This window comes from Marinobacterium sp. YM272 (genome assembly GCF_050908845.1).
GTDB lineage: Bacteria > Pseudomonadota > Gammaproteobacteria > Pseudomonadales > Balneatricaceae > Marinobacterium_D.
In genome coordinates, this window is the sequence record NZ_CP194171.1 from 2260821 (window position 1) to 2286758 (window position 25938).

27 protein-coding genes are annotated in these 25938 nt (G+C 57.2%); 20 read left to right on the plus strand and 7 right to left on the minus strand.

The genetic code is table 11. From position 1 onward, the window contains the following. The first annotated feature begins 65 nt into the window (after positions 1-65). The 10 genes from ACQUQP_RS10135 (at position 66) to ACQUQP_RS10180 (ending at position 11859) form a co-directional block, all read left to right on the plus strand. Entirely contained in the window at positions 66-1061 is a 996-nt protein-coding gene (locus tag ACQUQP_RS10135; RefSeq protein ID WP_432694913.1) for an Asd/ArgC dimerization domain-containing protein, read from the plus strand. 211 nt (positions 1062-1272) lie between these two features. Next, on the plus strand, positions 1273-4164 hold the full coding sequence (locus ACQUQP_RS10140) for a FimV/HubP family polar landmark protein (RefSeq protein ID WP_432694914.1): 2892 nt from the start codon (positions 1273-1275) through the stop codon (positions 4162-4164). Beyond that, positions 4165-4998, plus strand: a complete 834-nt coding sequence (gene truA / locus ACQUQP_RS10145) for a tRNA pseudouridine(38-40) synthase TruA (protein ID WP_432694915.1) — start codon at positions 4165-4167, stop codon at positions 4996-4998. Between the two features lie 60 nt (positions 4999-5058). Next, positions 5059-5694, plus strand: a complete 636-nt coding sequence (locus ACQUQP_RS10150; RefSeq protein WP_432694916.1) for a phosphoribosylanthranilate isomerase — start codon at positions 5059-5061, stop codon at positions 5692-5694. 63 nt (positions 5695-5757) lie between these two features. Beyond that, positions 5758-6618, plus strand: a complete 861-nt coding sequence (gene accD, locus ACQUQP_RS10155) for an acetyl-CoA carboxylase, carboxyltransferase subunit beta (protein WP_432694917.1) — start codon at positions 5758-5760, stop codon at positions 6616-6618. Positions 6619-6664: 46 nt separating this feature from the next. Beyond that, a complete protein-coding gene (gene folC, locus ACQUQP_RS10160) occupies positions 6665-7942 on the plus strand; it encodes a bifunctional tetrahydrofolate synthase/dihydrofolate synthase (protein ID WP_432694918.1) in 1278 nt (425 codons plus the stop codon). A 3-nt stretch (positions 7943-7945) separates the two neighbouring features. Continuing rightward, positions 7946-8497: an SPOR domain-containing protein gene (locus ACQUQP_RS10165; protein WP_432694919.1), complete on the plus strand. Its 552-nt coding sequence runs from the start codon at positions 7946-7948 to the stop codon at positions 8495-8497. 64 nt (positions 8498-8561) lie between these two features. Further along, complete coding sequence (locus ACQUQP_RS10170; protein WP_432694920.1) at positions 8562-9056, plus strand: CvpA family protein; 495 nt, start codon at positions 8562-8564, stop codon at positions 9054-9056. Positions 9057-9107: 51 nt separating this feature from the next. Next, positions 9108-10631, plus strand: coding sequence for an amidophosphoribosyltransferase (gene purF / locus ACQUQP_RS10175; RefSeq protein WP_432694921.1), 1524 nt, complete (start codon positions 9108-9110; stop codon positions 10629-10631). A 13-nt stretch (positions 10632-10644) separates the two neighbouring features. Further along, positions 10645-11859: an O-succinylhomoserine sulfhydrylase gene (locus ACQUQP_RS10180; protein WP_432694922.1), complete on the plus strand. Its 1215-nt coding sequence runs from the start codon at positions 10645-10647 to the stop codon at positions 11857-11859. On the opposite strand, the gene thpR is transcribed toward ACQUQP_RS10180, so the two are convergent. After that, the gene (gene thpR, locus ACQUQP_RS10185) at positions 11860-12405 is read right to left on the minus strand and encodes an RNA 2',3'-cyclic phosphodiesterase (protein WP_432694923.1); all 546 of its coding nucleotides are present in this window, start codon (positions 12403-12405) and stop codon (positions 11860-11862) included. 54 nt (positions 12406-12459) lie between these two features. On the opposite strand from thpR, the gene ACQUQP_RS10190 reads away from it, so the two are divergent. Further along, on the plus strand, positions 12460-13431 hold the full coding sequence (locus tag ACQUQP_RS10190) for a tRNA dihydrouridine synthase (protein WP_432694924.1): 972 nt from the start codon (positions 12460-12462) through the stop codon (positions 13429-13431). On the opposite strand, the gene amrS is transcribed toward ACQUQP_RS10190, so the two are convergent. Further along, positions 13400-14503 carry an AmmeMemoRadiSam system radical SAM enzyme gene (gene amrS, locus ACQUQP_RS10195; protein WP_432694925.1) on the minus strand — a complete coding sequence of 368 codons (1104 nt, stop codon included), beginning with the start codon at positions 14501-14503 and terminating at the stop codon, positions 13400-13402. The genes ACQUQP_RS10190 and amrS overlap by 32 nt on opposite strands. A 66-nt stretch (positions 14504-14569) precedes the next feature. Between amrS and amrB the strand changes: the two genes are divergently transcribed. Continuing rightward, positions 14570-15358, plus strand: a complete 789-nt coding sequence (amrB, locus tag ACQUQP_RS10200) for an AmmeMemoRadiSam system protein B (RefSeq protein ID WP_432694926.1) — start codon at positions 14570-14572, stop codon at positions 15356-15358. Next, on the plus strand, positions 15336-15905 hold the full coding sequence (gene amrA / locus ACQUQP_RS10205) for an AmmeMemoRadiSam system protein A (RefSeq protein ID WP_432694927.1): 570 nt from the start codon (positions 15336-15338) through the stop codon (positions 15903-15905). The genes amrB and amrA overlap by 23 nt, the downstream gene beginning before the upstream one ends. 79 nt (positions 15906-15984) lie before the next feature. Here the strand turns inward: amrA and ACQUQP_RS10210 are convergent, their stop codons facing one another. The 3 genes from ACQUQP_RS10210 to acnB all read right to left on the minus strand — a co-directional run bounded on the left by ACQUQP_RS10210 (position 15985) and on the right by acnB (position 19714). Beyond that, positions 15985-16407, minus strand: coding sequence for an Hsp20 family protein (locus tag ACQUQP_RS10210; protein WP_432694928.1), 423 nt, complete (start codon positions 16405-16407; stop codon positions 15985-15987). Positions 16408-16549: 142 nt separating this feature from the next. Beyond that, positions 16550-16969, minus strand: a complete 420-nt coding sequence (locus ACQUQP_RS10215; RefSeq protein ID WP_432694929.1) for an immunity protein Imm33 domain-containing protein — start codon at positions 16967-16969, stop codon at positions 16550-16552. A 144-nt stretch (positions 16970-17113) separates the two neighbouring features. After that, positions 17114-19714 carry a bifunctional aconitate hydratase 2/2-methylisocitrate dehydratase gene (gene acnB / locus ACQUQP_RS10220; protein ID WP_432698691.1) on the minus strand — a complete coding sequence of 867 codons (2601 nt, stop codon included), beginning with the start codon at positions 19712-19714 and terminating at the stop codon, positions 17114-17116. Between the two features lie 298 nt (positions 19715-20012). On the opposite strand from acnB, the gene ACQUQP_RS10225 reads away from it, so the two are divergent. From ACQUQP_RS10225 to ACQUQP_RS10255, 7 genes are all read left to right on the plus strand, one after another. Then, positions 20013-20465 (plus strand): hypothetical protein, encoded by a 453-nt coding sequence (locus ACQUQP_RS10225; protein WP_432694930.1) that lies wholly within the window; start codon positions 20013-20015, stop codon positions 20463-20465. Continuing rightward, positions 20465-21580: a hypothetical protein gene (locus tag ACQUQP_RS10230; RefSeq protein ID WP_432694931.1), complete on the plus strand. Its 1116-nt coding sequence runs from the start codon at positions 20465-20467 to the stop codon at positions 21578-21580. Before ACQUQP_RS10225 ends, ACQUQP_RS10230 begins: the two co-directional genes overlap by 1 nt. A gap of 11 nt (positions 21581-21591) precedes the next feature. Beyond that, positions 21592-22242: a hypothetical protein gene (locus tag ACQUQP_RS10235; RefSeq protein WP_432694932.1), complete on the plus strand. Its 651-nt coding sequence runs from the start codon at positions 21592-21594 to the stop codon at positions 22240-22242. A 27-nt stretch (positions 22243-22269) separates the two neighbouring features. Then, complete coding sequence (locus tag ACQUQP_RS10240; protein WP_432694933.1) at positions 22270-22632, plus strand: roadblock/LC7 domain-containing protein; 363 nt, start codon at positions 22270-22272, stop codon at positions 22630-22632. Positions 22633-22700: 68 nt separating this feature from the next. Next, positions 22701-23162, plus strand: coding sequence for a PAS domain-containing protein (locus ACQUQP_RS10245; protein WP_432694934.1), 462 nt, complete (start codon positions 22701-22703; stop codon positions 23160-23162). Between the two features lie 10 nt (positions 23163-23172). Continuing rightward, complete coding sequence (locus ACQUQP_RS10250) at positions 23173-23919, plus strand: phosphate/phosphite/phosphonate ABC transporter substrate-binding protein (RefSeq protein ID WP_432694935.1); 747 nt, start codon at positions 23173-23175, stop codon at positions 23917-23919. 76 nt (positions 23920-23995) lie between these two features. Then, complete coding sequence (locus tag ACQUQP_RS10255) at positions 23996-24613, plus strand: tRNA-(ms[2]io[6]A)-hydroxylase (protein ID WP_432694936.1); 618 nt, start codon at positions 23996-23998, stop codon at positions 24611-24613. Between the two features lie 19 nt (positions 24614-24632). On the opposite strand, the gene ACQUQP_RS10260 is transcribed toward ACQUQP_RS10255, so the two are convergent. After that, positions 24633-25367, minus strand: a complete 735-nt coding sequence (locus tag ACQUQP_RS10260; RefSeq protein ID WP_432694937.1) for a UDP-2,3-diacylglucosamine diphosphatase — start codon at positions 25365-25367, stop codon at positions 24633-24635. A 2-nt stretch (positions 25368-25369) separates the two neighbouring features. Next, positions 25370-25876, minus strand: coding sequence for a peptidylprolyl isomerase (locus ACQUQP_RS10265; RefSeq protein ID WP_432694938.1), 507 nt, complete (start codon positions 25874-25876; stop codon positions 25370-25372). Positions 25877-25938 lie beyond the last annotated feature (62 nt).

The following is a 25938-nucleotide window of genomic DNA, read 5'->3' on the forward strand; positions in this document are numbered from 1 at the left end:
ACAGCCCGGCCTGTTTTTGACTGGCCGGGCTGTTTTCGTTTCTAAAGCTTGCGGATTATATGACTGTGAATGTAGCGATTATCGGTGTCAGTACCCTGACCGGCGAAAACCTGCTGGAGATTCTCGATGGCCGGGAGTTTCAGATCGACAGCCTGAAGCTGTTCGATCAGCCGGACGAGGCGGGGCGTGCGCTGATGTACAAAGGCCGCTCCGTGCGCGTTAAGGTGTTTGAGCCGGAGGTTCTGGAAGATGACCTGGATATCATCTTTCTTTGCGATCCTGCACTTGACGAAACTCAGCTCAAACAGGCGGCGGATTGTCCGGCGCTGGTGATCGACCTGTACCCGGCTCGACAGGCTGCGGTTCCCGTTTTCGTTCCCGAAATCAACGGGGCCGGTCTTGCTGATATTGCGCCTGGTGCTGTGGTTGGCAGCCCGACTCCGGCAGCGGTCGTTGCTGCCCTAGCGCTGGCGCCGCTGCAGTCGGAATATCAGCTGCTGAAGCTGAACGCATTCGTGATGCAATCCGCGGCGGAGCTCGGTCGCGCTGGCGTGGAAGCCCTGGCCGCGGAAACGGCACGTCTTCTGAATGGACTCGAAGCGGAAGCAAAGTTTTTCCCGGTGCAGTATGCGTTCAATGTGCTGCCGCAGAGCGGAGAGCTGGGTGAGGATGGGCTGTCACAGCCGGAGCGCCGCTTTGTTTCCGAGTTGAAAGAGTTGTTCAACGATGAAGACCTGGAAGTGGTTGTTCATGTCGCTCAGGTGCCATCTTTCTACGGCGTGAATCTGATGATGCAGGCGGAAACTGCACGCCCTGTTGATTTGGAGCAGGGGTGTCGATTGCTGTCTAAAGCAGACAGTGTGATACTCGGCTCAGATCGGAAGCCGGTTACAGCCGTGGGCAGTGCTGTGGGCAGCGACCAGGTGCATGTCAGTCGTTTGCGTCTTGAAGCGGACAGTGACAGCTGCTTCGGGTTGTGTGCGGTTACTGATAATCTGCGTAAAGGCAGTGCGCTAAATGCGGTTCAGATCGCTGAACACTGGCACAAACTGCATGGCTGATGAGTTTCTCGGGAAGCTGAGGGTCACGCTTTAGCTTCCCCGGGCAGCTGGTTCTGCAGAGGGAACTGATCACGGGCAAACGTCTGTTTAAAAGGCGCCTTGACCGATAGAGACTTAATCAATAATACTTGGTTCTGACGCTGGAAACGCAACTCTCTGATTTTGGCGGCATATTTGTCGGAGAGGCCGCACCTGATAAAGGAAGTAATCGATGCTGCGCAAACTCGCTTTAAGCCTCGCGGTTGCCGGGGCTCTCAGCGCAACTCAGGCGAACGCTCTGGGACTTGGAACAATCCAGGTAAATTCGGCGCTGAATGAACCCCTTAATGCTGAAATCAAGTTGCTGCAGGTACGGGACCTGTCGCCGCTTCAGATCCAGCCGCGGATGGCTGATATCGACGAATTCTCGTTGGCCGGCATCAGTAAGTCGCGCTTTCTGAGCGACGTTAAGTTTGACGTCCAGGTGCTCCCCAATGGTACGGGTGTCATCAGGTTGAACTCGTCGACGCCGATCAAGGAGCCGTTCCTTAACTTCCTTGTCGAGGTGAACTGGCCAAGTGGGCGCTTGGTTCGAGAGTACACCCTGCTGCTAGATCCGCCGCTTTTCGATCCTACCCCTGCGCCGGGCTCTCAGACCCTAACTCCAGCCCAGTCTTCGGCGCCTATCACGACTCAAAGTTCCCAGCCTGTATCGAGAGTTTCGTCCTCGTCCTCTGCGGCGACGGGTTCAGCATCGACTGCAGGGACCGGCACTAGCTCTAATATCCAGACGCGTGTGAACCCCAATACGGAGGTTTACGTGGATGTGCGCGATACGCTTTGGGAGTTGGCACTGGAACACCGTCCCAACAGGTCCGTTACGCCCGAGCAGATGATGCTGGCGTTGCAGCGTAAGAACCCGCAGTCATTCCCGAGCAACAATATTAACTTCCTCAAGGCCGGTACAGTGATGCGCCTGCCTAGCCTGGATGAGATCAAGGCGCTCTCGGCGGCAGAAGCGCGCCAGGAAGCAAGCCGGCAAACTCAGGTTTGGCGGGAAGGACGTGCGAGTGCCCGCAATACAGCCGCAGAACCGGTTGATAAGACCACTGAAAAAGCGACAGAAAGCAGCGAGAAGTCCGTCGAAACAGCGGCTGCCGGTGCTGATGAGCAGGAAGCCGGTAGTCAACTCAAGGTGGTAACCCCGGAGGCGGCTGGAGAAGGTGGCGAGGCTGCCAGTGTCGCGACAGCTTCCCAGGTTTCCCAGAGCGATGCCGAACAGTCGCAGGCTGGTGGCGACGAAGGTGTTGCTGGTGGCGAGACGGCTGAAGGTGCAGACACGCCTGCTGCCCAGGCGCTAGCCGAGCGCAATGAAGAGCTGGAAAACCGCCTGCTGCTGACCCAGGAGTCGGTCGCCAGGGTAGAATTGGAGAACGCGGAGCTTAACGACAAAATCGATTCCGTCGCCTCTCAGCTCGATAAAATGCAAAAACTGATCGAGCTTAAAGACCGTGAGCTGGCCCTGATGCAGCAGCAGATGGATCAGAGGGCCGCCGAGGATGACGAAGCGGCCGGTATCGTCGATCAGATGCTTAACAACCCTGCTTACCTTGCCGGAGCGGGTGGCGCTGCCTTGCTCGCCTTCCTGCTCGGGCTGATGCTGGCCCGCCGTGGCAAGGGAAGTAACGACGACAAGGCGGAAGCTTCGAAGCCTGAACAGACTGGCACCGGCTTTGCGGATAAAAACGCAGAATCGGATGCGATTCCCGATATGGCAATCGCTGCTGCTGCCGGTGCTGCCGGTGCTGCCGGTGCTGCTGTTGTCGCCAGCGCTGCCGAGGAAGAGAAAGAGACTGCTGCTGAAGAAGAGCCGGTTGCTGAGGGCCAGGCTGAGATTTCAGATCTCGCCGACGACGATCTGAGTGACCTGGATCTTGATATGGATCTTGATCTCGATGAGACCGCATCAACTGAAACCGCGGAACAACCAGCGACCATCAACGATGACGAGTTCGATCTCGGTGTTGATGATCTGACTGAAGAGCCCGCACCTGAAACTGAGGACGAGATCGATTCCAGTCTCGACGACCTGCTCTCTGAAGACAGTGCGGATGATGACGAGCTGCCGGGGCCGCTGGATGGCTTTGATGCCGATGATGCTCTGGCTGATTTTGATACGCTTGAAGAGCCGGAAGCTGAGGTAGAAGCCGAAAACGAGTCGTCTGAAACCGGTTCCGACGAACTGGATTTTGCGGTCGCGGGGTTTGGCGCAGATGAAGGCGAGGCTGAGGACGATGTGCTTGATCTCCCCGATGATCTCGAGTTCGATGTAAACCAGCCGCTGGATTCTACTGACGAAAGCGCTTCAGAAGCTGATGATGGGCTCGCCGGCCTTGATTTTGCGGTCGAACCCGGTGCCGACGAAGGCGCTGATAGCGGTGCTGGCGGCGATGACGATTTCCTGCTCGAAGGCTTCTTTGATGAGGACGTGCCGGAAAAAGGCGATACGCTGAGCGAAGTCAGTGACGAGGATGTTGAGCCGTTAACCGACGCCCCTCTTGATGTTGAAACGCTCGACGATAGACTGACCCTTGGCACTGTAGAGCCGCTGGAAGAGCCGGATGACTCCGCTTTGGATGACGGTCTGGACGAAATGCTGCTCAACTCATACGGAGACGAAGAGGAAGGTGATTCCGAACCGTCTGTCGATGAGGATGATCTGGACGCTCTGCTTGCCGACTTCGAACCCGAAGAGGAGGAGGTGCCTCAGCGCGAACAGAAGCCGGGCGAGAAGGTCGAGGAAGAACTGACCGCCAACATCGCTCATGATCTGGAAGCAGATCTGGACTCCGAACTTGATGCGCTGCTTGACTCCACCGATGACGACATCGCACTGGAAGAGGAGAATGCGACCGAGTCTTCGGACCAGGCGGATGATCCGCTTGACTCTCTGAATCTGCTTGAGGGTGCGGATGAAAATGAAACCAAGCTGGATCTGGCACGTGCCTATATCGAGATGGAAGATCGGGAGGGTGCCAAAGACATTCTCAACGAGATCCTCGGTGAAGGTAACCATTACCAGCGACGAGAGGCGCAACGCCTGTTGGATTCCCTGAACGGATAAATGAACAAAGTAGATCAGGACCAGAGGGCGACTGAAGTCGCCCTTTTTCGTTATGCGGCTGCGGTAGAGTATGCAGGCGCCAAATATAATGGCTGGCAGGCTCAGAGCGGCGACAATGTGCGTTGCGTGCAACTGGAGGTTGAAAAAGCGCTCTCGCGGGTTGCCAATCATCCGCTGAGTGTTGTCTGTGCCGGGCGTACCGATGCCGGCGTCAGTGCGTCGCACCAGGTGATCCATTTCGACTCGCCCGTACAGCGGCCGGAAAGGGGATGGGTCATGGGCAGTAATACCTATCTGCCTGATGACGTGGCGATTCGCTGGGTCAAGCCGGTCAGTGATCAGTTTCATGCGCGTTTTTCCGCACAGGAAAGACGCTACCGCTATCTGATTTACAGTGCATCGGTAAAGCCGGCGCTGCTGGCACGTGGTGTTACCTGGACACATAAACGGCTGAATATTGCACCTATGATCGCGGCTGCGGCAGATCTGGTGGGTGAGCACGATTTTACCTCCTATCGGGCGGTGGCCTGCCAGGCCCACAGCCCGGTGCGCGAGGTGAAAGAGTTGAACGTGTACAACTCGGGTAACCTCATAGTGATCGATATCCGGGCCAACGCCTTTTTGCACCATATGGTCAGGAATATCGCCGGCGTATTGATGAAGATCGGTGCGGGAGAGGCTGAACCGGCCTGGGCAAAAGAGGTGCTGGAGGCGCGCGACAGACGCCAGGGTGGGGTAACTGCACCTCCCTGGGGACTTTATTTTGTCGATGTGGGCTATCCGGAGGTGTTCGATCTCCCCAGCGCTGAGTCGGGTCCTTTCTTTTTAAGTTGAAACCGGCCTGACGCTAAGGTCGTGCTCTGTTAAAATTTTGCGCCCTGTAAGGGAGAGATCATGCCAACGCGAGTTAAAATCTGCGGAATCACCCGAATTGAGGATGCGCGTGACGCTATTGATGCTGGTGCGTCGGCGCTGGGCTTTGTTTTCTATCCGCGAAGCCCGCGTGCGATCGAGGTTGATGCCGCCAGAGCAATTATCGAAAAGCTGCCGCCCTTTGTAACGACTACCGCGCTTTTCGTGGATCCTGACGTTGCCCTGGTAAAACGGGTTATCGAAACAACCGGTATCGATCTTCTGCAGTTTCATGGCAATGAAGAGCCGGCGTTTTGCGCCTCGTTCGGACGCCCCTGGATCAAAGCGCTGAGAATGAAGCCGGGAATGGATCTGCGGGCTGAATGCGGACGCTTCAGCGCTTCTCGTGCTATTTTGCTTGATGCGTATCGGCCAGGCGTGCCGGGCGGCACCGGGGAAACCTTCGATTGGGAACTTATCCCGGCAGATATTGCTCCGAAGATCATACTCGCCGGCGGGCTGTTACCGGAGAATGTGGCCGGGGCCATCGCCGCCGTGCATCCCTACGCGGTTGATGTCAGCGGCGGTGTTGAGGCTGGTAAAGGCATAAAGGATCCGGAGCGGATCAAAGGTTTTATGGCGGCTGTTCAGTGCAGTGACGACAGCCAAGGCAGCTAAAGAATTTTAATGCCGCCCGGCAAGGGCGGTAGACCGATTATAGAAGACCGGGAAAAGGTAACTATGAGCAACTGGCTTGAAAAAATCGTGCCCTCACTTGGACGCAGCGAGAAGAAGCGTAGCAACATTCCCGAAGGGCTCTGGGACAAATGCCCCAAGTGTGAGGCGGTACTCTACCGTCCTGAGCTCGAAAAGAATCTGAATGTCTGCCCCAAGTGCGATCATCACATGCGCCTCAAGGCGCGCCGTCGCCTGGAACTCTTTCTCGATGAAGGAACGGGTGTAGAGATTGCCGCTGATGTTGAGCCGGTAGATCGCCTGAAATTCCGGGATTCCAAAAAGTACAAGGATCGCCTGGCCGCGGCTCAGCGTGATACCGGTGAGAAAGACGCGCTGATCGCCATGCGCGGTGAGCTTGAGGGTATCCCCGTGGCGGCGGTTGCCTTTGAATTTCGCTTTATGGGCGGCTCCATGGGCGCGGTTGTCGGCGAGCGTTTCGTTCAGGCGGCCACTCTGGCGCTTGAGGAGCGTATGCCGTTGATCTGTTTCTCCGCTTCGGGCGGTGCGCGCATGCAGGAGGCCCTGATTTCGCTGATGCAGATGGCGAAGACCAGTGCGGCACTGGAGCGTATGCGCAAGGCCGGTGTACCGTTTATTTCTGTGCTCACCGATCCGGTCTATGGCGGTGTTTCGGCAAGTCTGGCGATGCTGGGTGATCTGAACGTTGCCGAGCCCCGCGCGCTGGTCGGTTTTGCCGGTCCTCGTGTTATCGAGCAGACTGTGCGTGAAAAACTGCCGGAAGGGTTCCAGCGCAGCGAATTCCTGCTGGAGCACGGCCAAGTCGATATGATTATCGAGCGTCGTGAGATGAGGCCGCGCCTGGCGTCCATTTTGCGCAAGCTGTTGCAGCTACCGGCCGCCTGATCGAGATATGGTCACCCCAGGGTGACCATTTTTAATGGGAACAAAAATGCACGCGGATTTTCCATCCACTCTGGATGCCTGGCTGGCGCGAATCGAGGCCTGCCATCCCTCTGAAATTGATTTGGGTCTGGACCGGATTAAACAGGTGGCCGATCGCCTGGAGCTCGATTTTTCCGGCTCTCAGGTCGTCACTGTTGCCGGCACCAACGGCAAAGGCTCCACCGTGACTATGCTGGATGCGGTCTTGCGCCAGGCGGGTCACAGCACCGGGGTTTATACCTCGCCCCATTTTCTGCGTTACAACGAGCGTATACGCATCCGGGGGGAAGAAGCGTCGGATGCGCGTATCTGTCAGGCGTTTGAATTGATCGAAGCGGCCCGCGAGGATGTGTCGCTGACCTACTTCGAATACGGAACTCTGGCCGCTTTGCAGTGTTTCGCCTGGGAGCAGCCGGATTTCATTCTGCTGGAAGTGGGTCTGGGTGGTCGTCTTGATGCCGTTAACATCGTCGATAGCGATGTGGCGGTGGTGACCAGTATTGCTATCGATCACGCAGACTGGCTGGGCGATGACCGGGAGCAGATCGGACGTGAGAAAGCAGGCATTCTCCGTGCCGGCAAGCCGCTGGTTTGTGGCGATATGGATCCCCCCGAGAGTGTTCGGTTGCTGGCGGAAGCGGGCGGTGCCCAACTACTGGTGAAAGGCGAAGCGTTCAGTTATGCGGCGTCCGCTGATCAGTGGCGCTGGCAGGGGAGTGACTCCCAGGGCAGCGAAGTCAGTTATGACAATCTGGTGCTGCCGACGCTGCCGCTGACCAATGCCGCAACGGTGCTACAGGTTCTCAATCTGCTTGATATTGAGATCGGTCGCGAGCAGATCAACAGAGGGCTTGAGCTGGCAACCATGACAGGGCGGATGCAGCGCTTGTCACTGGACGGTTGTGAGTGCGTGATGGATGTGGCGCATAATCCGGAGGCCGCGAACTATCTGGCTGGTTGGCTGGCTGATCACGCGCCGAAGGGGCAGACCCATTTTGTCATCGGTATGCTGGCGGATAAGGATATCAAGTCCGTGCTGAATGCCCTGGCGCCCCAGGTGGGGCAGTGGTATCTGGCAACGCTCGAGGGCGGCAGGGCGGCAACGTCGTCACAGCTGCGCGAGCTTCTGCCGCCGCAGACCGGGACGGCTGCTCACTGCTTTGATAACGTGGCCGATGCGCTCTCGGCTGCCCGCGCCGCCATGGTTGCCGGCGATCGTCTGGTCGTGGCAGGTTCGTTCTTTACCGTCAGTGATGCACTCGCCGCTTTGAAACTTGAAGGCTAACGCATGAAGCCAGAGGTCAAAAAACGCATAATCGGAGCCTGTGCTGTCGGGGTGGTCGGTGCCGCCCTGCTGCCGTTGCTCCTCGATGGTGCCGGATACCGTGAGCGTCATCTGGAAAATCGGATTCCAGTGGCGCCCGAGCCCGTTGCCAGGGTGGATATCGAGCCTGAAATGCAGGCGCTGCCGGACACCAGTGATCTGGCACCGCCTGCAGAGCCGGCCGACGTCGCGGTCCCGGTCGAGAGTGTCCAGCGGGAGATCGACAGTGCTGAACCACTGCTGGATCCGGCAGAGGACACACCGCGCCTGGATCAGGAGGGTGTGCCGGTCGCCTGGACGCTGCAGCTGGCCAGTTTCCGTGACGAGGCGAATGCCCGGGCGTTGCGCTCCGAACTGCTCGATGCGGGGCATAAAGTCTATATCCGTCATATGGCAGGGCTGGTAAAGGTGTTTGTGGGGCCAGAAATGCAACGCTCCCGCCTGGAATCCTTACAGCAGAAACTGAAGCAGGAGTACGCGCTGGATGGCATTGTTGTGCGTTTTACAACCCAGTGATGGAACCATTGGGTTCGACCCTATGCTCTGCTAGAATGCGCGCTGTTTTTCAGGGTAGTATCGGATGAACTGGGCTGACTGGGTGATCGTTGCGATCATCGTAATCTCGAGTTTAATGAGCCTGCGTCGTGGTTTTGTACGTGAGGCTATTTCGCTGGCATCCTGGGTGGCGGCTTTTGTTGTTGCGCGTCTTTTCTCGACATCATTGGCTGTGGTGCTGCAGGACTATATCGATACCCCTTCGCTTCGTTTGCTAACCGCCTTTGCTATTCTCTTTGTTATTACGTTGATAGTGGGTGTACTGGTCGGCATGTTGATCAGTGCGCTGGTATCGGCGACTGGGCTCAGCGCTACAGATCGAGTGCTGGGCATGGGCTTCGGGGCTGTGCGCGGAGCGCTGGTCGTGGTCGTAATTGTCGCGCTGCTGGGCATGACTCCGGCGGTGCAGGACTCTTGGTGGCTGGAGTCCAACCTGATTTCCCATTTCGTTTTGCTAGAGGACTGGACGCGTACCGTCGCATCCGATGTGGGCCAGGTGATCTGGAACATCGGGCGGTAACACGCCTTCTTGCAACCACTGCTACTAGACATTCCTTCTGAGGTGACCTGAATGTGCGGTATTGTTGGCATCGTTGCCAAATCCTATGTTAACCAGACCATATTTGATGCGTTGACGGTGCTGCAGCATCGCGGCCAGGACGCGGCAGGCATGGTCACCTGCGAAGGGAACCGCTTTTTTCTGCGTAAGGATAATGGCCTGGTCAATGAGGTGTTTCGCACCCGCCATATGAAGCGCCTGGAAGGCAATATGGGTATCGGCCATGTACGTTACCCGACTGCCGGTAGCTCCAGTTCCGCCGAGGCGCAGCCGTTTTACGTCAACTCACCGTACGGCATCGCGCTGGCGCACAACGGCAACCTGACCAATACGGAACAGCTGGCGGACGAGATCTTCCGCTCCGACCTTCGCCACATCAACACCACGTCCGACTCGGAAGTGCTGCTGAACATCTTCGCCCACGAGCTGCAGGCGATGGGCAAGCTGCGTCCTTCGCCGGATGACATATTCAAGGCGGTTAAAAAGGTTCACGAGCGCTGTCAGGGCGGTTATGCCGTTGTTGCGATCATCACCGGCTACGGTATCGTTGCATTCCGCGATCCCTGCGGTATTCGTCCGCTAGTATACGGCAAGCGCGAGACCGTGAATGGCGTCGAGTACATGGTCGCATCCGAGAGTGTGGCGCTTGATTGTTCCGGTTTTGAACTCGAGCGTGACCTGGCGCCGGGCGAGGCGATCTTTATCGATACCCACGGCCAGGTGTTCACCCAGGAGTGTGCGGGAAAAACCAAGCTGGCTCCCTGTCTGTTCGAATACGTCTATCTGGCGCGCCCCGATTCGATCATCGATGGCATCTCTGTCCATGAGGCGCGGATGGAGATGGGCGTAAAACTGGCGGAAAAGGTGATGCGCGAAGTGCCGGAACACGATATCGACGTGATCATCCCGATTCCGGACACCAGCCGTACCGCTGCGCTTGAAATGGCTAACAAACTCGGCGTGATGTTCCGTGAAGGCTTCATCAAGAACCGTTACATCGGCCGTACCTTCATCATGCCTGGTCAGACTCAGCGCAAAAAATCGGTGCGCCAGAAGCTGAACCCTATCCAGGGTGAGTTCAAGGACAAGGTCGTGATGCTGGTCGATGACTCGATCGTGCGTGGCACCACGTCCAAGCAGATCGTGCAGATGGCACGGGATGCCGGAGCCCGCAAGGTGTATTTTGCGTCGGCCGCGCCTGAGGTGCGTTATCCGAACGTTTACGGCATCGATATGCCTGCGGCCAGCGAGCTGGTTGCGCATGGTCGTACCGCGGACGAGATCGGCAAGTACATCGGCTGTGACTGGATGCTGTATCAGGATCTCGATGACCTGAAGGCTTCGGTCAGCCAGTACAACCCGGAGATTACCGAGTTCGATACCTGCGTATTCGACGGTCTGTATGTGACTGGCACTGTATCGCCCGGTTATCTGCGTCGCCTGGAAGAGCGTCGCAATGATGGCGCGAAAACAGGCGAGGACGGTGACAAGGCGGGTGATAACGCCTCCGCAGACCTGCTGAGCAAAATTGAGTAATAGGAAGGGTTCGATGACAAACCGTTTTGAGCGTCCTGACCGGGTACAGTTCGAGGTACAGGATTACGCCACCGACACCCTGGCGGTGCGCGCCGGTCAGGAGCGTACCCCAGAGGGTGAGCACTCTGATCCGATCTACCCGACCTCAAGCTTTGTGTTCTCGTCAGCGCGTGAAGCGGCGGCCCGTTTTGGTGGCGAAGAGGAGGGTAATATCTACTCCCGCTTTACCAACCCGACGGTGCGGGCGTTTGAAAAGCGCATTGCCGCAATGGAAGGTGGGGAGCGTGCTGTCGCCACCTCATCGGGTATGGCTGCAATTCTGGCGCTGGGCCTGTCATTGATGAAGCAGGGCGACCATGTGGTTTGCTCGCAGAGCGTGTTCGGTTCCACGGTGTCGCTGTTTGATAAATACCTCAGCCGTGCGGGGATCGAAACCACTTATGTGGATCCCACCGACCTGGCGGCCTGGGAAGCGGCAATTCGTCCGGAAACGCGCATGCTGTTCCTGGAAACGCCGTCCAATCCGCTTGGTGAGATGAGCGATATCGCGGCTCTCTCAAAGGTGGCGCGCGAACATGATGCCCTGCTGGTGGTCGATAACTGCTTCCTGACCCCGGTGCTGCAGAAGCCGCTGGAGCTGGGTGCCGACATCGTGATGCATTCGGCCACCAAATATATCGATGGTCAGGGTCGCTGTCTTGGTGGCGTGGTTGTGGGGCGCGAGGCGGAGATGGAGCAGGTGTTCGGTTTCCTGCGTACTGGCGGCACCTGCATGAGTCCGTTCAACGCCTGGGTGTTCCTGAAAGGGCTTGAAACCCTGCCGTTGCGCATGCGCGCACATAGTGATGCGGCCCTGCAGCTTGCAAAGTGGCTGGAAGCTCAGCCAGGGGTCGAGCGTGTCTTCTATACCGGCTTGGAAAGCCATCCGCAGTATGAACTGGCCTGCCGGCAGCAGAAAGGTTTTGGCGGCGTGCTCTCTTTCGAGGTCAAAGGCGATAAAGACGCCGCCTGGCGCTTTATCGATGCCACTGAGATGGTGTCGATCACCGGCAACCTGGGCGATGTAAAAACGACGATTACTCACCCGGCCACGACCACTCATGGCCGGATGACGCCGGAAGACCGCGCCCGTGCCGGCATCAAGGACAACCTGATTCGCTTCTCGGTGGGTCTTGAGGATATCGAGGATCTGAAAAAAGACCTTTCCCGCGGCTTGCAGGCGATCTGATCAACCTGCCTCTGCGCGTCGCTCGCCATAGAGTCTGATCACCTGGTGGAGCGGCGCTTTGCCGGTCAGTATGCTGTTTTTCAGGGCAAACTGGTCGACGGTCATGGACAGTGGCTCCGGCAGCAGAGCTGTCTCGAGCTGGCGAATCTGGGCGTTGGTCAACGGCTCCTGCGCGCGAGCCAGTGTCACGTGAGGGCGAAACGGCTGTTTCTCCGTGGCGATGTCGACAGACTCGAGGCTCTCCCTCAGCAGTTGATGCAGGGCCTGGATCGGGGCGCTGGGGCCGCATCCCATCCAAAGCGTGCGATGCGCGAAGGTGTCTACCCGGTCGAACTGGAGCTCGAAGGGATCAAGGGTTATCCGGCTGAGCACTTCGTCCAGCGCTACCATTTTCTCCGGCCCTAGTCGGCCGATAAAGGCCAGGGTCAGATGCAGTTGTTCCGGCGCGCTCCAGCGTAACCCGCGTACCTCCTGCTGCCTGCGCGCAATACACGCTTCCAGCGTCTCCGGGAGGTCGATGGCGAGGAAAAGGCGTGTGCTGTTCATTCTGGTCTCAGTCATTTATACAGCCTAGTTCAGGATCTCTAAACGTTAAAAGCTATGCGGATTATTCTGGCCCCGATGGAGGGCGTCGTCGACTATACGTTACGCAAGTTACTGACCGAGGTGGGCGGTATCGATCAATGCGTGACGGAGTTTGTGCGTGTCAGCGACCGGCTGCTGCCACCGGTTGTGTTTCATCGTCTGGTTCCCGAGTTGCGCCAGCAGGGAAAGACCGCCTCCGACACGCCGGTGTTGCTGCAGTTGCTGGGCAGTGATCCCCTGGCCCTGGCTGATAACGCCTGTCGTGCGGTGGAGCTTGGGGCGCGGGGTATCGATTTGAACTTTGGCTGTCCTGCAAAAACGGTGAACAAGAGCCGGGGCGGTGCGGTACTGCTTGATGAACCCGAGCTGGTCCACCGGATCGTGGCCGAGGTTCGCCGCGCTGTGCCCGATCGAATTCCTGTCAGTGCCAAGATGCGCCTGGGGTTCAGGGATAAGTCCCTGGCGCTCGAAAATGCACAGGCGATCGATGGCGCCGGAGCGGCCTCTCTGGTCGTGCATGCGAGAACCAAGGTTGAAGGCTACAAGCCGCCGGCTCATTGGGAATGGATCGCCCGTATTCGCGAATCGGTGTGTCTTCCGGTGATCGCCAATGGTGAGGTCTGGAGTGTTGAGGATTACCACCGTTGCCGCGAGGTTAGCGGCTGTGCCGATGTGATGATCGGCCGCGGTCTGGTGGCAAACCCGTTTCTGGCGCTGCAGATAAAGGGGCGGGAACACCCGGGTGATGAGCCCTGGCAGGCCGTGCTGGCTTTGCTGGAGCGCTTTCATCGCGAGGTAATGACCAGCCTGTCGGTACGTCATATCCATGGCCGCCTCAAGCAGTGGTTGCAGATGCTGAGTTGGCATTTCCCCGAGGCGCGTGAGCTGTTTCTTCAGCTGCGAACGGAAAAAGAGCCGCAGCGGTTGCTTGCCCTCCTTGTTGAGGCGCAATCCGCTAAGCCCCTGACTGAGGTTGTACAAGCCTGATCGGTTCGCGGCGCGATCCCCAGTTCCCCGGTTTCGCTTCGAAAACGCCGGGTATCCGGGTACCGCACCGGTTGCAGCAGCCGTCGGAGTCTATTGACCAGTGTCCGAGGCGGTACCAGTCTCGTTCGATCAGCAGGGAACCGCATCCAGGGCACCAGGTAGAGCCGCCCTCGGGGTCGTGCACGTTTCCGGTGTAAACGAACGCTAATCCTTCCTCCATGGCAATTTTCCGTGCCCGCGTCAGCGTGGCGGGTGGTGTTGGCGGTTTGTCCCGCATTTTCCAGTCGGGGTGAAAGGCACTGAAATGCAGGGGTGTATCTTTTCCCAGGTGGTCATGGATCCAGCGGGTCATCTCTTTGATCTCCGCGTCTGAATCATTTTCACCGGGGATCAGCAGGGTGGTGAGCTCGAACCAGACCTGGGTGTCGTTTCGCAGGTACTCAAGCGTCTCCAGTATCGGTGCCAGGGAACCGCCGCAGATGCGCTGGTAAAACCGTTCAGTAAACGCTTTCAGATCTATATTTGCGGCATCCATGTGCTTGTAAAACTCGGCCCTTGGCTCCGGACAGACATAGCCTGCTGAAACCGCGACGCTTTTTATTCCCTGCTCTCTGGCAGCGATGGCGCAGTCGATTGCATATTCGTGAAAGATCACCGGGTCGTTGTAAGTGAATGCGATACTGCGGCAGTGATGATTCGCGGCGCTGTGGGCGATCATCTCCGGTGTTGCGCGCTGGCTCAGGGTATCCATCTCCCTGGATTTACTCATATCCCAGTTCTGACAGAATTTACACGCCAGATTGCAGCCTGCGGTACCGAAGGAGAGTACCGGGGTGCCGGGCAAAAAGTGGTTGAGAGGCTTTTTCTCAATCGGATCAATGCAAAAACCACTGGAGCGGCCGTAGCTGTAGAGCCTGACTTCACCATCTTCGGCACCACGTACAAAACAGAGGCCGCGCTGGCCGTCACTGAGGTGGCAGAAGCGTGGGCACAGATCGCACTGAATCTTGTTCTCCGATATGCGGTGCCACCAGCGGGTGGGGACGCTGTCGGCAGTTTGTTGATTCGTCATGATCAGACTCCATCGGGTGACTAGCGTCTATAATTTTAGGTCAGTAATTAAAGGGAGGTGGCTGGTATGAGTCATATTCGTCCCGCCGCGGTCGCTGGCCTTTTCTATCCCGGTGATCCGCAGGTGTTACAGCAGATGGTCGAGGGGTTTCTGGCCGATAACCCCGCCAGCTCGCCCACGCCCGCCGCATTAATCGTGCCTCACGCCGGGCTTGTTTACTCCGGTCCGATTGCGGCGCGAGCCTACAGTGCGCTGGTATCAGCAGGCGGGGCTCGCCGCTGGCACCGGGTGTTGCTGCTGGGGCCTAATCATCGTGTGCCCCTGCGCGGTATCGCAGCCCCTGACGCCGATCGGTTCGCAACGCCGCTGGGGTCCTTGGGTGTTGATCTGCAGGGGTTGGTCGAGCTTGAGCGCGAGTTTGATGTGCAGGTGCGTCCCGATGTCCACGAGCTTGAGCACTGTCTCGAGGTGCAGTTACCTTTTATTAAAACGCTGCTTCCTGCGGTTGCGCTGATACCGCTGGTTGTTGGCCAGGTAGCACCGGAAGCGGTGGCCAGGATTATTGATTGGGCCTGGGGGCAGGGTGATGTGCTGGTCGTGATCAGCTCCGACCTGAGTCACTACCACAGCTATTCAGAGGCTCAGCGAATTGATGCGGAAACCGATAGCCATATCCTGAGGCTTGATCATGACGTGCGTCCCGATCAGGCCTGCGGAGCTTATGCGTTGAACGGTCTGACGCTGGCCGCGCAGCGGCGTGGCTTGAAGATCCAGCGTCTTGATCTCAGAAATTCGGGAGATACCGCGGGCAGTCGCGATCAGGTGGTGGGTTATGGCAGTTACGTCCTTTACTGAACAGCAGTTGGTCGAGATGGTCGATCTTGCCCGTCACTCGCTGTTAAGCGCTTTTGGCCGTTGTGACGAACCTGATATTCCTGACTGGCTGTCAGAGCCCGGGGCCTGCTTTGTGACCCTGACATCGAAGGGGCAGCTCAGGGGGTGTATAGGTACGCTGGAGCCGCGTGTCGCCCTGGGTAGGGATCTGTTTGAAAATGCCCGCCGCTCCGCGTTTTCCGATCCCAGATTCGCTCCGTTGGGCGTGAATGAGTTGCAGGATATCAAGCTGGAGATCTCTGTATTAACCCCGTTCAGTCCTATCGCAGCGGATTCGGAAGAGGCGCTGCTGGCACAGCTTAGGCCGGGCAGGGATGGGTTGATCGTTGAGGATGGGGTGCATCGGGCCACGTTTTTGCCGAGCGTGTGGGAGCAGCTTGGCGAACCGCTTGAGTTTATTTCGGCCCTGAGACGTAAAGCGGGTCTGTCGGCGGATGCCTGGTCGGATCAGATGCGCTGGTACCGGTATGAAACCCAGCATGCTGAAGCGGCATTGGTAGCCAAGTAGAGACTTAATACCAAACAGAAACGGCTGCCCTGTTGGCAGCCGTTTCGCTATCTGATTAGGTGTCGCTAACTGAGCGTGATCAGTTCTCGATCTCGATGCGGCGCGTTTTCATCGCTTCCGGGATTTCCCGCACCAGGTCGACGTGAAGCAGTCCGTTTTCAATTGAAGCCTTGATCACGCGGACATGGTCGGCAAGCTGGAAGCGGCGTTCAAAATTTCTCGCAGCAATGCCCTGATACAGGTACTGGTGTTCCTGTTCGTCGGGTTCTTTACGGCCGGTGATCGTCAGGTTGCCGTTTTCGGTCTGGATATCGATTTCAGCTTTGTTAAAGCCGGCGACAGCCATGGTGATACGGTACTCGTTCTCACCCAGTAATTCGATGTTGTAGGGCGGGTATCCCGGCTGCTGTTCATTGCTGCGGTTGGCGGCATCGAGCATGGACGCCAGGCGGTCAAAGCCGATAGCGGAGCGGTAAAGTGGAGACAGGTCAAAGTTGCGCATGTGCATATCCTCATAAAGCAATATGGTTTAAATCTGCCAGCCCTAAGGCCTGGCGGTGGCGGGGCCTCCATTGAGCGCCTCCGCCTGATTACTTTTATGAGGATGCGTTGTGGGTTTTCAATACCGGCGTCAGAGATTTTCTTTATTCGTCGCGGTTCTTTTTAAAGATATCGATATCATTGGTGATCTCAACATCGACTTTAGGCGCCGGGATCTGGAAATCATGCACGCGTTCCCAGCCTTCGGCTTCCGGGGTGCGCTCCCAGACAGTACCTGCGTTGTAGCTCACCAGCTCTTTGAGTGAGGCATCCATCTCAACCATTTTTTCCACCGGCATCGGCACCAGGTTGACCTGTTCGTTTTCCAGAAACTCTTCCGTTTCGTAGCCCGTAAACATGCGCCATCCGGTGTCGTTCAGATGTTCTGGGACCGTTTTGTACATGAAGCGCACAGGCAGCGTCTCGTCAAACACCAGGCGTGAAACCAGCGCCAGAAAGCCGTTTTTGGTCTGATTGGTTTCGGCGTCTTCGGGTAGGGTTTGATCGACTTCTGGGCGACGCATAGGTTACTCCTCATGGCGGGTTGTTTCGGGGTGGTTATTGTATCGGTTATCGCGGCTGCATCGAAGGGATTGCCCTAAACGAAAAAGCCCCGGCGCAGGGCCGGGGCTTTCGTTTTTTACGCTAGAAAGCGATCAACTCAGCGATCAGGCTTCCTGGACGGTCGGGATGACGCTGGACGCCTTCTCGACATAGTTGTCCATCTGATCGAAGTTCAGGTAGCGGTAGATTTCGCCAGACATGCTGTCGATCTTGTTGGCGTAATCCATGTACTCCGCCGGAGTTGGCAGTTTGCCTTCCAGTGCCGCAACCGCTGCCAGCTCAGCAGACGCCAGGTAAACGTTGGCGCCGTCGCCGAGACGGTTCGGGAAGTTACGGGTGGAGGTGGAAACCACGGTGGACTTGGCAGCCACACGTGCCTGGTTACCCATGCACAGTGAGCAGCCCGGCATTTCCATGCGTGCGCCGGCCTTGCCGAAGATGCTGTAGTAGCCTTCGTCGGACAGCTGGGCCTGGTCCATCTTGGTCGGCGGAGCGATCCACATGCGGGTCGGGATAGACTTGCCGGAAGACTCCAGCAACTTACCGGCTGCACGGAAGTGGCCGATGTTGGTCATGCAGGAACCGATGAACACTTCGTCGATCTTGTCACCAGCCACGTCAGACAGCAGGCGGGCGTCATCCGGGTCGTTCGGTGCACACAGGATCGGCTGGTCGATTTCAGACAGGTCGATCTCGATCACTTCGGCGTATTCCGCATCAACGTCAGCACGCATCAGGCTCGGGTTCGCCAGCCACTCTTCCATGCCCTGGATGCGGCGTTCGATGGTGCGAACGTCGCCGTAGCCTTCCGCGATCATCCACTTCAGCATGACGATGTTGGAACGCAGGTACTCAGCCACGGACTCTTCGGACAGAGTGATGGTGCAACCGGCAGCAGAGCGTTCTGCAGAGGCATCAGACAATTCGAACGCCTGCTCGACGGTCAGGTCTTCCAGACCTTCGATCTCCAGTACGCGACCGGAGAATGCGTTCTTCTTGCCGGCCTTTTCTACGGTCAGCAGGCCCTGCTTGATACCGTAGTAGGGGATGGCGTGTACCAGATCACGCAGGGTGATGCCCGGGTTGCGCTTGCCCTTGAAGCGAACCAGAACCGATTCCGGCATATCCAGCGGCATGACGCCGGTGGCTGCAGCAAAAGCTACCAGACCTGAGCCGGCCGGGAAGGAGATGCCCAGCGGGAAGCGGGTGTGGGAGTCACCACCGGTACCCACGGTATCCGGCAGCAGCATACGGTTCAGCCAGGAGTGGATAACACCATCGCCCGGACGCAGGGATACACCGCCACGGTTCATGATGAAGTCCGGCAGGGTGTGGTGGGTGTTAACGTCAACCGGTTTCGGGTAGGCCGCGGTGTGGCAGAATGACTGCATGGTCAGGTCGGCGGAGAAGCCGAGGCAGGCCAGGTCTTTCAGCTCGTCACGGGTCATCGGACCAGTGGTGTCCTGGGAACCGACGGTGGTCATCTTCGGTTCGCAGTACATGCCCGGACGTACACCTTCCATGCCGCAGGCTTTACCGACCATCTTCTGTGCCAGGGTGTAGCCCTTGCCAGTATCGGCCGGCTGCTCAGGCTTGAGGAACAGGTCGGATGCGCCAAGGCCCAGTGCTTCGCGGGCTTTCTCGGTCAGGCCACGGCCGATGATCAGCGGGATACGGCCGCCAGCGCGAACTTCGTCGAGCAGAACCTTGGTCTTCAGACCGAAGCTGCAGATGACTTCATCGGTACCGTGCTTGCAGACTTTGCCGGCATAGGGGTAAACGTCGATGACGTCGCCCATGTGCAGGTCGTCAACCGGCATTTCGATCGGCAGAGCGCCGGCGTCTTCCATGGTGTTGTAGAAGATCGGAGCGATCTTGCCGCCGAAGCAGTAGCCGCCAGCGCGCTTGTTCGGTACGTGCGGGATGTCGTCGCCGAAGAACCAGAGCACGGAGTTGGTAGCGGACTTCCGGGAAGAGCCGGTACCAACCACGTCGCCGACGTAGGCAACCGGGAAGCCCTTGGCTTTAACTTCTTCGATCTGGGCCAGCGGGCCTTTCACGCCCGGTTCTTCCGGGTTGATGCCTTCGCGTTCCATCTTCAGCATCGCGTTGGCGTGCAGCGGGATGTCAGGGCGTGACCAGGCATCCGGAGCCGGTGACAGGTCGTCGGTGTTGGTTTCGCCCGGTACTTTGAAGACGGTAACGGTGATTTTCTCTTCCAGCTTCGGCTTGCTGGTGAACCATTCGCCATTTGCCCAGGACTCTACCACCTGCTTGGCATAGGCGTTGCCAGCGTCCATCTTTTCCTTCACATCATGGAAGGCGTCGAACATCAGCAGGGTGTGAGACAGAGCTTTGGCAGCGGTCGGAGCCAGAGACTCGTCTTCCAGTGCATCAACCAGCGGTGCGATGTTGTAACCACCGAGCATGGTGCCCAGGAGTTCAACCGCTTTGACCTTGTCGATCAGCGGGGAAGACGCTTCGCCTTTAGCGATTGCAGCCAGGAAACCGGCCTTGACGTAAGCTGCCTGGTCTACACCGGCAGGTACGCGGTTGGTCAGCAGTTCCATCAGGAACTCTTCCTCTCCCGCTGGCGGATTCTTCAGCAGCTCGACAAGCGCAGCGGCCTGTTCCGGTTCCAGCGGCTTAGGCGGCACGCCTTCAGCGGCGCGTTCTTCTACATGTTTACGGTAAGCTTCAAGCACGACATGGCCCTCATCTGTTGTCACCACATACAGACAGCTGTACGCCCGTTACGCGGCGTCTATACTTCTGCGTGGGTTATCGATTAGGTATCGATTAGTGTTTGGCGACGCGAATTTTATCTTAAGGGTCTGCCAAAGTTAAGTTTGTCGACAATCTTGGGCGTTAGACTTTGGCCTATTCGGGTGGCTGACATACCCTTGACCGGTATCAAGCTTATTGGTCCCCGGGGTTGCGCAGGCCTTTGAAAGACCGGTATAAATGAAGTCATACGCCCGTTCGGTTTATTGGAGTAATTCCGTGACCATGCCACTAACGGTTGAGTCATCTTTCGTAGATGCCTCGCACCATTATCAAATAGTGCGGCAGTTAGAGCTGTTTCGCATTCAGGAAGATCCGCACCTGATCTATCGGGGTCAGGAGAACGTTATCGTCCTGCGTTACCTGCAGCGTCGAGTTGCGGCGCGGCCGAGTCAGTTACGTAACCATATTCGACGGGCTTATCTTGCAATTCAGAGCAGGGAAGTCGCGCATTTAACCGGCGCGCTTATTGACCTGATGATCATCCTCAAAGGCAAAGCGCGCTATCTGGTGGAGCGTATGCTCGATCAGTCCCGTCCCCTGCTGAAACCTGAGCATCACCAGATAATGAAAAAGGCCTGCGATACAGGGCAAATCGACAGGCTCCGTGCGATTCCTCAAGGGGAATCGGTGCTTAGTAACGGCGGTATGCCATCAACGGCTAAGATGTAATGACTAAAACCGGTTCTATTGGGCTGATCGGTTTTGATGATCGAGAAAGGAACCAGCTGGAAGTTTTTCTTAACAGTTCCGAAAATCCTGGATTTGTTGAAAGTGACCCGACAGCGGCAGATGCCCTGTTGGTCAATCTCGGCTCGTCTGAGGACAAGGAACGTTTCCAGCGCTGGTATGCGGGCCGTCCGGACTGTCCGGTCGTGGCTGTTGTCGATGATCAGGCCGTATTGAGTGGAGCGCACCGGGTTCAGCGCCCGATGACGCTCTCGGCATTGAAAAAAGCACTGCGGGATGTGGCGAAAGAGGTTGCTGCCAGCGCCTCCGTCTCCAGCAAGGATTCAACGGCCGGCACAGGCGAGTCTTCGTCCCTGCTGAAAATGTCCCCTGAAGAGTTCAAGGCGCTTATCGAGGCTTCCGGCGTAAAACCCAAAGCGGCCAAGAAAAGGGATGCGATCTTTGATGCGGGGCGCGACGCCAACAAGGAACACCAGATCTTGCGCTGGAGCGATGCTGAGTGGCAGGGGCTCGTTCGCAGCGCCTGCGGCACCTTGCCCGACCTTGATCTATCCAACCCGGCAGACCGTAAGCGGCTCTCTTTCTCGACGGCATCCCAGGGGCGCTTTTTTGACCAGGTGAATCACGCGGTATCCCTGGGTAAAGAAAAAGGCGTGCCGGTTCAGGTGTCCGGAATTCCCGGTGAATTTATCTACTTCCCGCAAGTCGATCTTTTCAGTTACGACCTGGACCCGGATCTCCTCGTTCAGATGGCCAACAGCCGTTTTGGGCCCGGTGAGCTGTCCTGTGTCGAACTGGCGGAAAAGACGCCGGACAGGCCGACAGCGGCGCGGGAGGAACTGCTTTGGGTGCTTGCGCTGTTTACCGCAGCGGGGCGTGTTCCTGATTATCTCGATCCAGCGGCTCCCTGTATCCTGAAGGAGATGCCGGATCTTTCTCGTTTTCTGTTAACGCCTCACGCAGAACGGATCGCGCGGTCCTGGTACTCCGAGAAACAGAGTGCCACGGGGATAGCTTATTCGCTGAAAATACCGCAGCGTTATGTTTTTTCATTCATGGTCGCGGCTGATGCGGCCGGTCTGTTCGAGCGTCAATAAGGAGATTACGCATGAGCGCTCAATCCAATAGGCCTCTCGAAGAAGGCGATGAGACGCTTTACTTTCAAGTTCTGCCGGCAGGGGCCTACTACGCTACTTTCAGCGCAGAGCCTGATGATATGCGGGCTTTACTGCTGCAGCTGTTAAGTTCTGACACGGCGGTTCCTTACATTCCGGCACTGCTTGGCAAACTTACCGGCCTCAATAATGAAGAGGCCGACAAGTTGCTGACCAATATGTGCGGGCGCAACTTCCTGGAGCTTGTGACTGAGCCACTCGAAATTGTATCCGGGGCTTTGCAGGACATTCTTCCAGACCTTATCGCTCCCCTGGGTGAGGGGAAGGTTTTGCTCGCCGATGAGCAGGGTTTCTCGCTGGCCCAGAAGGGGTTTGAGCGTGAAGAGGAGGACGCTGTTGCCGGTCTTGCCGCTGATGTCATCATGCTTTACGAGCGTCATGAGTCGTTGATTGCGAACCAGCTGGGGCTGCTGGGTTGCTCCTGGGCGTTGGTTAACGCTGTAGGGCAGAGTGATCTCGGTTTCTGGGTTTTGACCATTGGCCGGGAAAAATTCCTATTAATTATTGAAGGCATGCCGTATCTGAACCGGCAGCCTTTCGTCGACCTAACATCAGTTCTGATCCGGCGCTATCTGGATCACTAAGACCTGCAGTGGAATAAGGAGATTTTCATGCGCGCGGAAGTATTGAGTTCAATCTTACGTGACCTGAATGGCACCTCTACCGAGATCGAAGCGTGTGCCGTGATTTCAACTGATGGCCTGGTAATAGATTCTCTGTTACCGGCTGGAATGGACGAGGACCGCGTTGGCGCCATGAGTGCTGCGATTCTCTCGCTGGGCGAGCGTACGGCTCGGGAGCTGGCTCGAGGGGAGCTCGAGCAGGTGCTGGTAAAAGGTGTCGATGGTTACATTCTGATGACCCACGCAAACAGCGAATCTGTGCTGACCGTCGTTGCCAAGCCAAATGCACGTCTTGGTTTGATCTTCCTCGACGTCAAGCGTGCAGCAGAGGCGATCGGTAAGGTGCTCTGATCCGATAGCAGGTCGCCGGCAGCGGGTGATGAGCGATCTCCGTTGCTGGCTGTTTAAGGAGTCGCTAGATGTCAGAAAAGGATACCGGGTCGGTTGCCGAAGTACTGATCAAATACTACGACGGCAGTGAGAGGCTCACTGACATAGTGGATGAGGAAGTGCCTTATCCCGAGGGTAAGCTGATCGTCTCGCGTACTGACCCCAAGGGTATTATTACCCATGTGAACCAGGCGTTTATCGATATGTCGGCTTACACGCGTGAAGAACTCGTAGGCGCCAACCATAACATCCTGCGCCATCCCGATATGCCGGCCGTTGCCTTCAAGGGGCTCTGGGATACGGTGGAGAGCGGTGAGAAGTGGCAGGGCTACGTCAAGAATCTGCGTAAGGACGGCAAGTATTACTGGGTAAAGGCGACCGTTATTCCGAATATCCGTCAGGGCAAGCTTGTTGGGTATACCTCGGTGCGTCGCAAACCCTCCCGCAGCAAAATTCGTGAGAGCGAAGAACTGTACGCCACGTTGCAGTAAGGAGCAGGGAATGCCATTCAATTTTACGGTAAGTCCGGATTTTGCGCCGGACCATATGTCCGGCTGGTTTTACTTCAATACATGGATGCAGCGAAAGCTCGGTACCGACATCCATCTGGAACTCTATGACAGCTTTGACGAGCAGCGCGAAGCGATCAAGGCGGGTAAGGTGGATCTGATCTACGCCAATCCGTATGACGCATCGATGCTGGTGCGCGAGCTGGGGTTTCAGGCTGTTGCTCGCCCGATCGGCAAGAGAGATGAGGCAGTGGTGGTGGTGCCGGCAGAAAGCCCGGCGCAGTCAGTCGAGGATTTGAAGGAAGGCTCCCGGCTTGCAACGACCGATGATCCTGATGTGCATACCATCGGCATGATCATGCTCGAACCGGCAGACCTGGATTCGGGTAATATCACGCAGAAGGAATACGATACCTATATTCTTATCGCCAAGGCGCTGTTGCGAGGTGAGGCTGACGTCGGCTTTTTCTTGAAGCAGGGTTTTGACGAGCTGTCTGACCTGATCAAAAAACAGATGCGGGTTCTGGTGAGCAGTCAGATCAGCGTCGTGCACCATGCGCTACTGGTCGGGCCCGGGATGCAGGATCGAATGGCCGAGCTAAAGCCCTTGTTTGTCGAAATGAACAAGGATGAGAAAGGGCTTGGTGTGCTCGAAAGTATGGGGCTCCGTGGCTTTGAGCCGATGACTACGGAACAGACCGAGTTCATGATCGATCTTATCGATACGCTTACGATTTAATCCTTTCCCTGCAGTCAGGGGTGGTCTGGATACGTTATACTGCCGCCCCTAACCCACCGCAATTAATTAAGCTTTCATGACAGATGCACTTGATGAGATTCAGGCGTTTCTGGGGTGCACGACACCGCAGGCCTGGATAGATGTTGCCGCTATGCCGGAGTCATTGCCGGTTCTATTGATCGATCACGCCCACTGCGAAAAAAAGGCCGCATCAACGGCGATGAATCTTATGTTTCGCTATGTGGATCGCAGTGATCTGCTGAACAAGATGTCGCGCCTGGCGCGAGAAGAGTTGATTCACTTCGAGCAGTGTCTGGCGCTGATGGAAGCGCGGGGTATTGAGTACGGGCATATGTCGCCAGCCCGCTATGCAGGCGGGCTGCGGGAGCGGGTCAGAACCAGTGAGCCCGGGCGCTTGGTGGACCTGCTGATTATCGGCGCGTTTATAGAAGCGCGTTCCTGCGAGCGCTTTGCGGCGCTGGCGCCCTACCTGGACCCGGAGCTGAGCAAGTTTTACCGTTCGCTACTCAAGTCTGAAGGGCGTCACTACCAGGATTACCTGGGACTGGCTGAAGCCTACGCGGGAGCGCCGATCGATGACCGGATTGCAGAATTCCGGGAGCTGGAGGCGCAGCTCGTTGTAACACCGGATCCGGAGTTTCGCTTCCATAGCGGAGTGCCTGAGGCGGCGTGATCCGGCGCTGCCCACCCGCCTAGTCCGGCGGCGTGAACTGGATCAGCTCGAGGTCAGCAGTGGCCTCGTGCTCGACCAGATACCATCCGCTGCTGCCCCAGTCCCCCAGCACAAATCGCTTGCCGCGGCCCGCGGTGATCTGGTTTTCGTGAATGGCCGGGCGGTGGGTGTGGCCATGAATCAGCAGCTCGACCCCATGCTGGCGCATCTGCCGGCAGACTTTATCGGCATTAACATCCATGATCGTTTCCGCCTTCATCGCCCCCTGAGCCTTGCTCTGGGCGCGCATCTGCTCGGCAATGCTGCGTCTATGATCGATTGATTGTGAAAGAAACTGCTGTTGCCACTGGGGATTGCGTACCTGGCTTCTGAACTGCTGATAGGGTTCGTCGTCAGTGCAGAGCTGGTCGCCGTGCATCAGCAGGGCCGGGCCGGCGTTTAGCTCTATCACCTGAGCATCGGGCAGAAGTTTGGCGCCGATCCGGTCAGCAAACTGCTCGCCTACCAGAAAATCACGGTTACCATGCTGGAAGTAGATCTCGGATCCACCGGAGCTGAGCTGATCGAGCCTGTTGAAAATAGGCTCCATGCCGGCCAGTGGTGCATCATCGCCTATCCAATACTCAAAAATGTCCCCCAGCAGATAGAGGCTGTCGCCGGGCTTGATGATTCTGTCCAGGAAATAGAGAAACGCCCGGGTAATGTCCGGGCGTTCAGGTTGCAGATGGAGATCTGCGAGGAAGTAGCGTTTCATGATCAGGCGTCAGCTTTTTCCTCGATGACCGCGCGCTCGATAATGACGTCTTCTGCGGGTACATCCTGGTGGCCGGCGCGCATGGTGGTGCGGACGGACTTGATGCGGTTAACTACGTCCATGCCATCGACGACCTTGCCAAATACGGCGTAACCCCAGCCTTCGGTGGTTTTGGCTGTGTGGTCCAGGAACAGGTTGTCAGAAATGTTGATGAAAAACTGGGCAGATGCCGAGTGGGGGTCCATGGTGCGGGCCATGGCGATGCTGCCGGCCTGGTTGGAAAGCCCGTTATCGGCCTCGTTGTCGATCGCTTCGCGGGTTTTCTTGCTGGTCATACCCGGCTCGAAACCGCCACCCTGGATCATGAAGCCGTCGATGACCCGGTGGAAGATCACGCCGTCGTAAAAACCGTCGCGCACGTACTGTTCAAAATTGGCTGCTGTCTTCGGAGCCTTTTCGTGGTTCAGTTCAAGCGTGATGTCGCCAAAATTAGTGTGCAGGGTGATCATGATGCTGGTCTCTGTATCCAATTCATACTTATTAGTGTCCGGACATTATACTCAAGTCGCAG

What these genes read in the sequence shown, in the direction of transcription:
- ACQUQP_RS10210 (WP_432694928.1), bottom strand. Translation starts at nt 16,407, where the DNA reads ATGCGCAACTTTGACCTGTCTCCACTTTACCGCTCCGCTATCGGCTTT.
- purF (WP_432694921.1), top strand. Translation starts at nt 9,108, where the DNA reads ATGTGCGGTATTGTTGGCATCGTTGCCAAATCCTATGTTAACCAGACC.
- accD (WP_432694917.1), top strand. Translation starts at nt 5,758, where the DNA reads ATGAGCAACTGGCTTGAAAAAATCGTGCCCTCACTTGGACGCAGCGAG.
- truA (WP_432694915.1), top strand. Translation starts at nt 4,165, where the DNA reads ATGAACAAAGTAGATCAGGACCAGAGGGCGACTGAAGTCGCCCTTTTT.
- ACQUQP_RS10215 (WP_432694929.1), bottom strand. Translation starts at nt 16,969, where the DNA reads ATGCGTCGCCCAGAAGTCGATCAAACCCTACCCGAAGACGCCGAAACC.
- amrS (WP_432694925.1), bottom strand. Translation starts at nt 14,503, where the DNA reads ATGACGAATCAACAAACTGCCGACAGCGTCCCCACCCGCTGGTGGCAC.
- amrB (WP_432694926.1), top strand. Translation starts at nt 14,570, where the DNA reads ATGAGTCATATTCGTCCCGCCGCGGTCGCTGGCCTTTTCTATCCCGGT.
- ACQUQP_RS10245 (WP_432694934.1), top strand. Translation starts at nt 22,701, where the DNA reads ATGTCAGAAAAGGATACCGGGTCGGTTGCCGAAGTACTGATCAAATAC.
- ACQUQP_RS10150 (WP_432694916.1), top strand. Translation starts at nt 5,059, where the DNA reads ATGCCAACGCGAGTTAAAATCTGCGGAATCACCCGAATTGAGGATGCG.
- ACQUQP_RS10260 (WP_432694937.1), bottom strand. Translation starts at nt 25,367, where the DNA reads ATGAAACGCTACTTCCTCGCAGATCTCCATCTGCAACCTGAACGCCCG.
- amrA (WP_432694927.1), top strand. Translation starts at nt 15,336, where the DNA reads ATGGCAGTTACGTCCTTTACTGAACAGCAGTTGGTCGAGATGGTCGAT.
- ACQUQP_RS10265 (WP_432694938.1), bottom strand. Translation starts at nt 25,876, where the DNA reads ATGATCACCCTGCACACTAATTTTGGCGACATCACGCTTGAACTGAAC.
- ACQUQP_RS10255 (WP_432694936.1), top strand. Translation starts at nt 23,996, where the DNA reads ATGACAGATGCACTTGATGAGATTCAGGCGTTTCTGGGGTGCACGACA.
- ACQUQP_RS10140 (WP_432694914.1), top strand. Translation starts at nt 1,273, where the DNA reads ATGCTGCGCAAACTCGCTTTAAGCCTCGCGGTTGCCGGGGCTCTCAGC.
- thpR (WP_432694923.1), bottom strand. Translation starts at nt 12,405, where the DNA reads ATGAACAGCACACGCCTTTTCCTCGCCATCGACCTCCCGGAGACGCTG.
- ACQUQP_RS10240 (WP_432694933.1), top strand. Translation starts at nt 22,270, where the DNA reads ATGCGCGCGGAAGTATTGAGTTCAATCTTACGTGACCTGAATGGCACC.
- folC (WP_432694918.1), top strand. Translation starts at nt 6,665, where the DNA reads ATGCACGCGGATTTTCCATCCACTCTGGATGCCTGGCTGGCGCGAATC.
- ACQUQP_RS10235 (WP_432694932.1), top strand. Translation starts at nt 21,592, where the DNA reads ATGAGCGCTCAATCCAATAGGCCTCTCGAAGAAGGCGATGAGACGCTT.
- ACQUQP_RS10180 (WP_432694922.1), top strand. Translation starts at nt 10,645, where the DNA reads ATGACAAACCGTTTTGAGCGTCCTGACCGGGTACAGTTCGAGGTACAG.
- ACQUQP_RS10230 (WP_432694931.1), top strand. Translation starts at nt 20,465, where the DNA reads ATGACTAAAACCGGTTCTATTGGGCTGATCGGTTTTGATGATCGAGAA.
- ACQUQP_RS10170 (WP_432694920.1), top strand. Translation starts at nt 8,562, where the DNA reads ATGAACTGGGCTGACTGGGTGATCGTTGCGATCATCGTAATCTCGAGT.
- ACQUQP_RS10190 (WP_432694924.1), top strand. Translation starts at nt 12,460, where the DNA reads ATGCGGATTATTCTGGCCCCGATGGAGGGCGTCGTCGACTATACGTTA.
- ACQUQP_RS10250 (WP_432694935.1), top strand. Translation starts at nt 23,173, where the DNA reads ATGCCATTCAATTTTACGGTAAGTCCGGATTTTGCGCCGGACCATATG.
- ACQUQP_RS10165 (WP_432694919.1), top strand. Translation starts at nt 7,946, where the DNA reads ATGAAGCCAGAGGTCAAAAAACGCATAATCGGAGCCTGTGCTGTCGGG.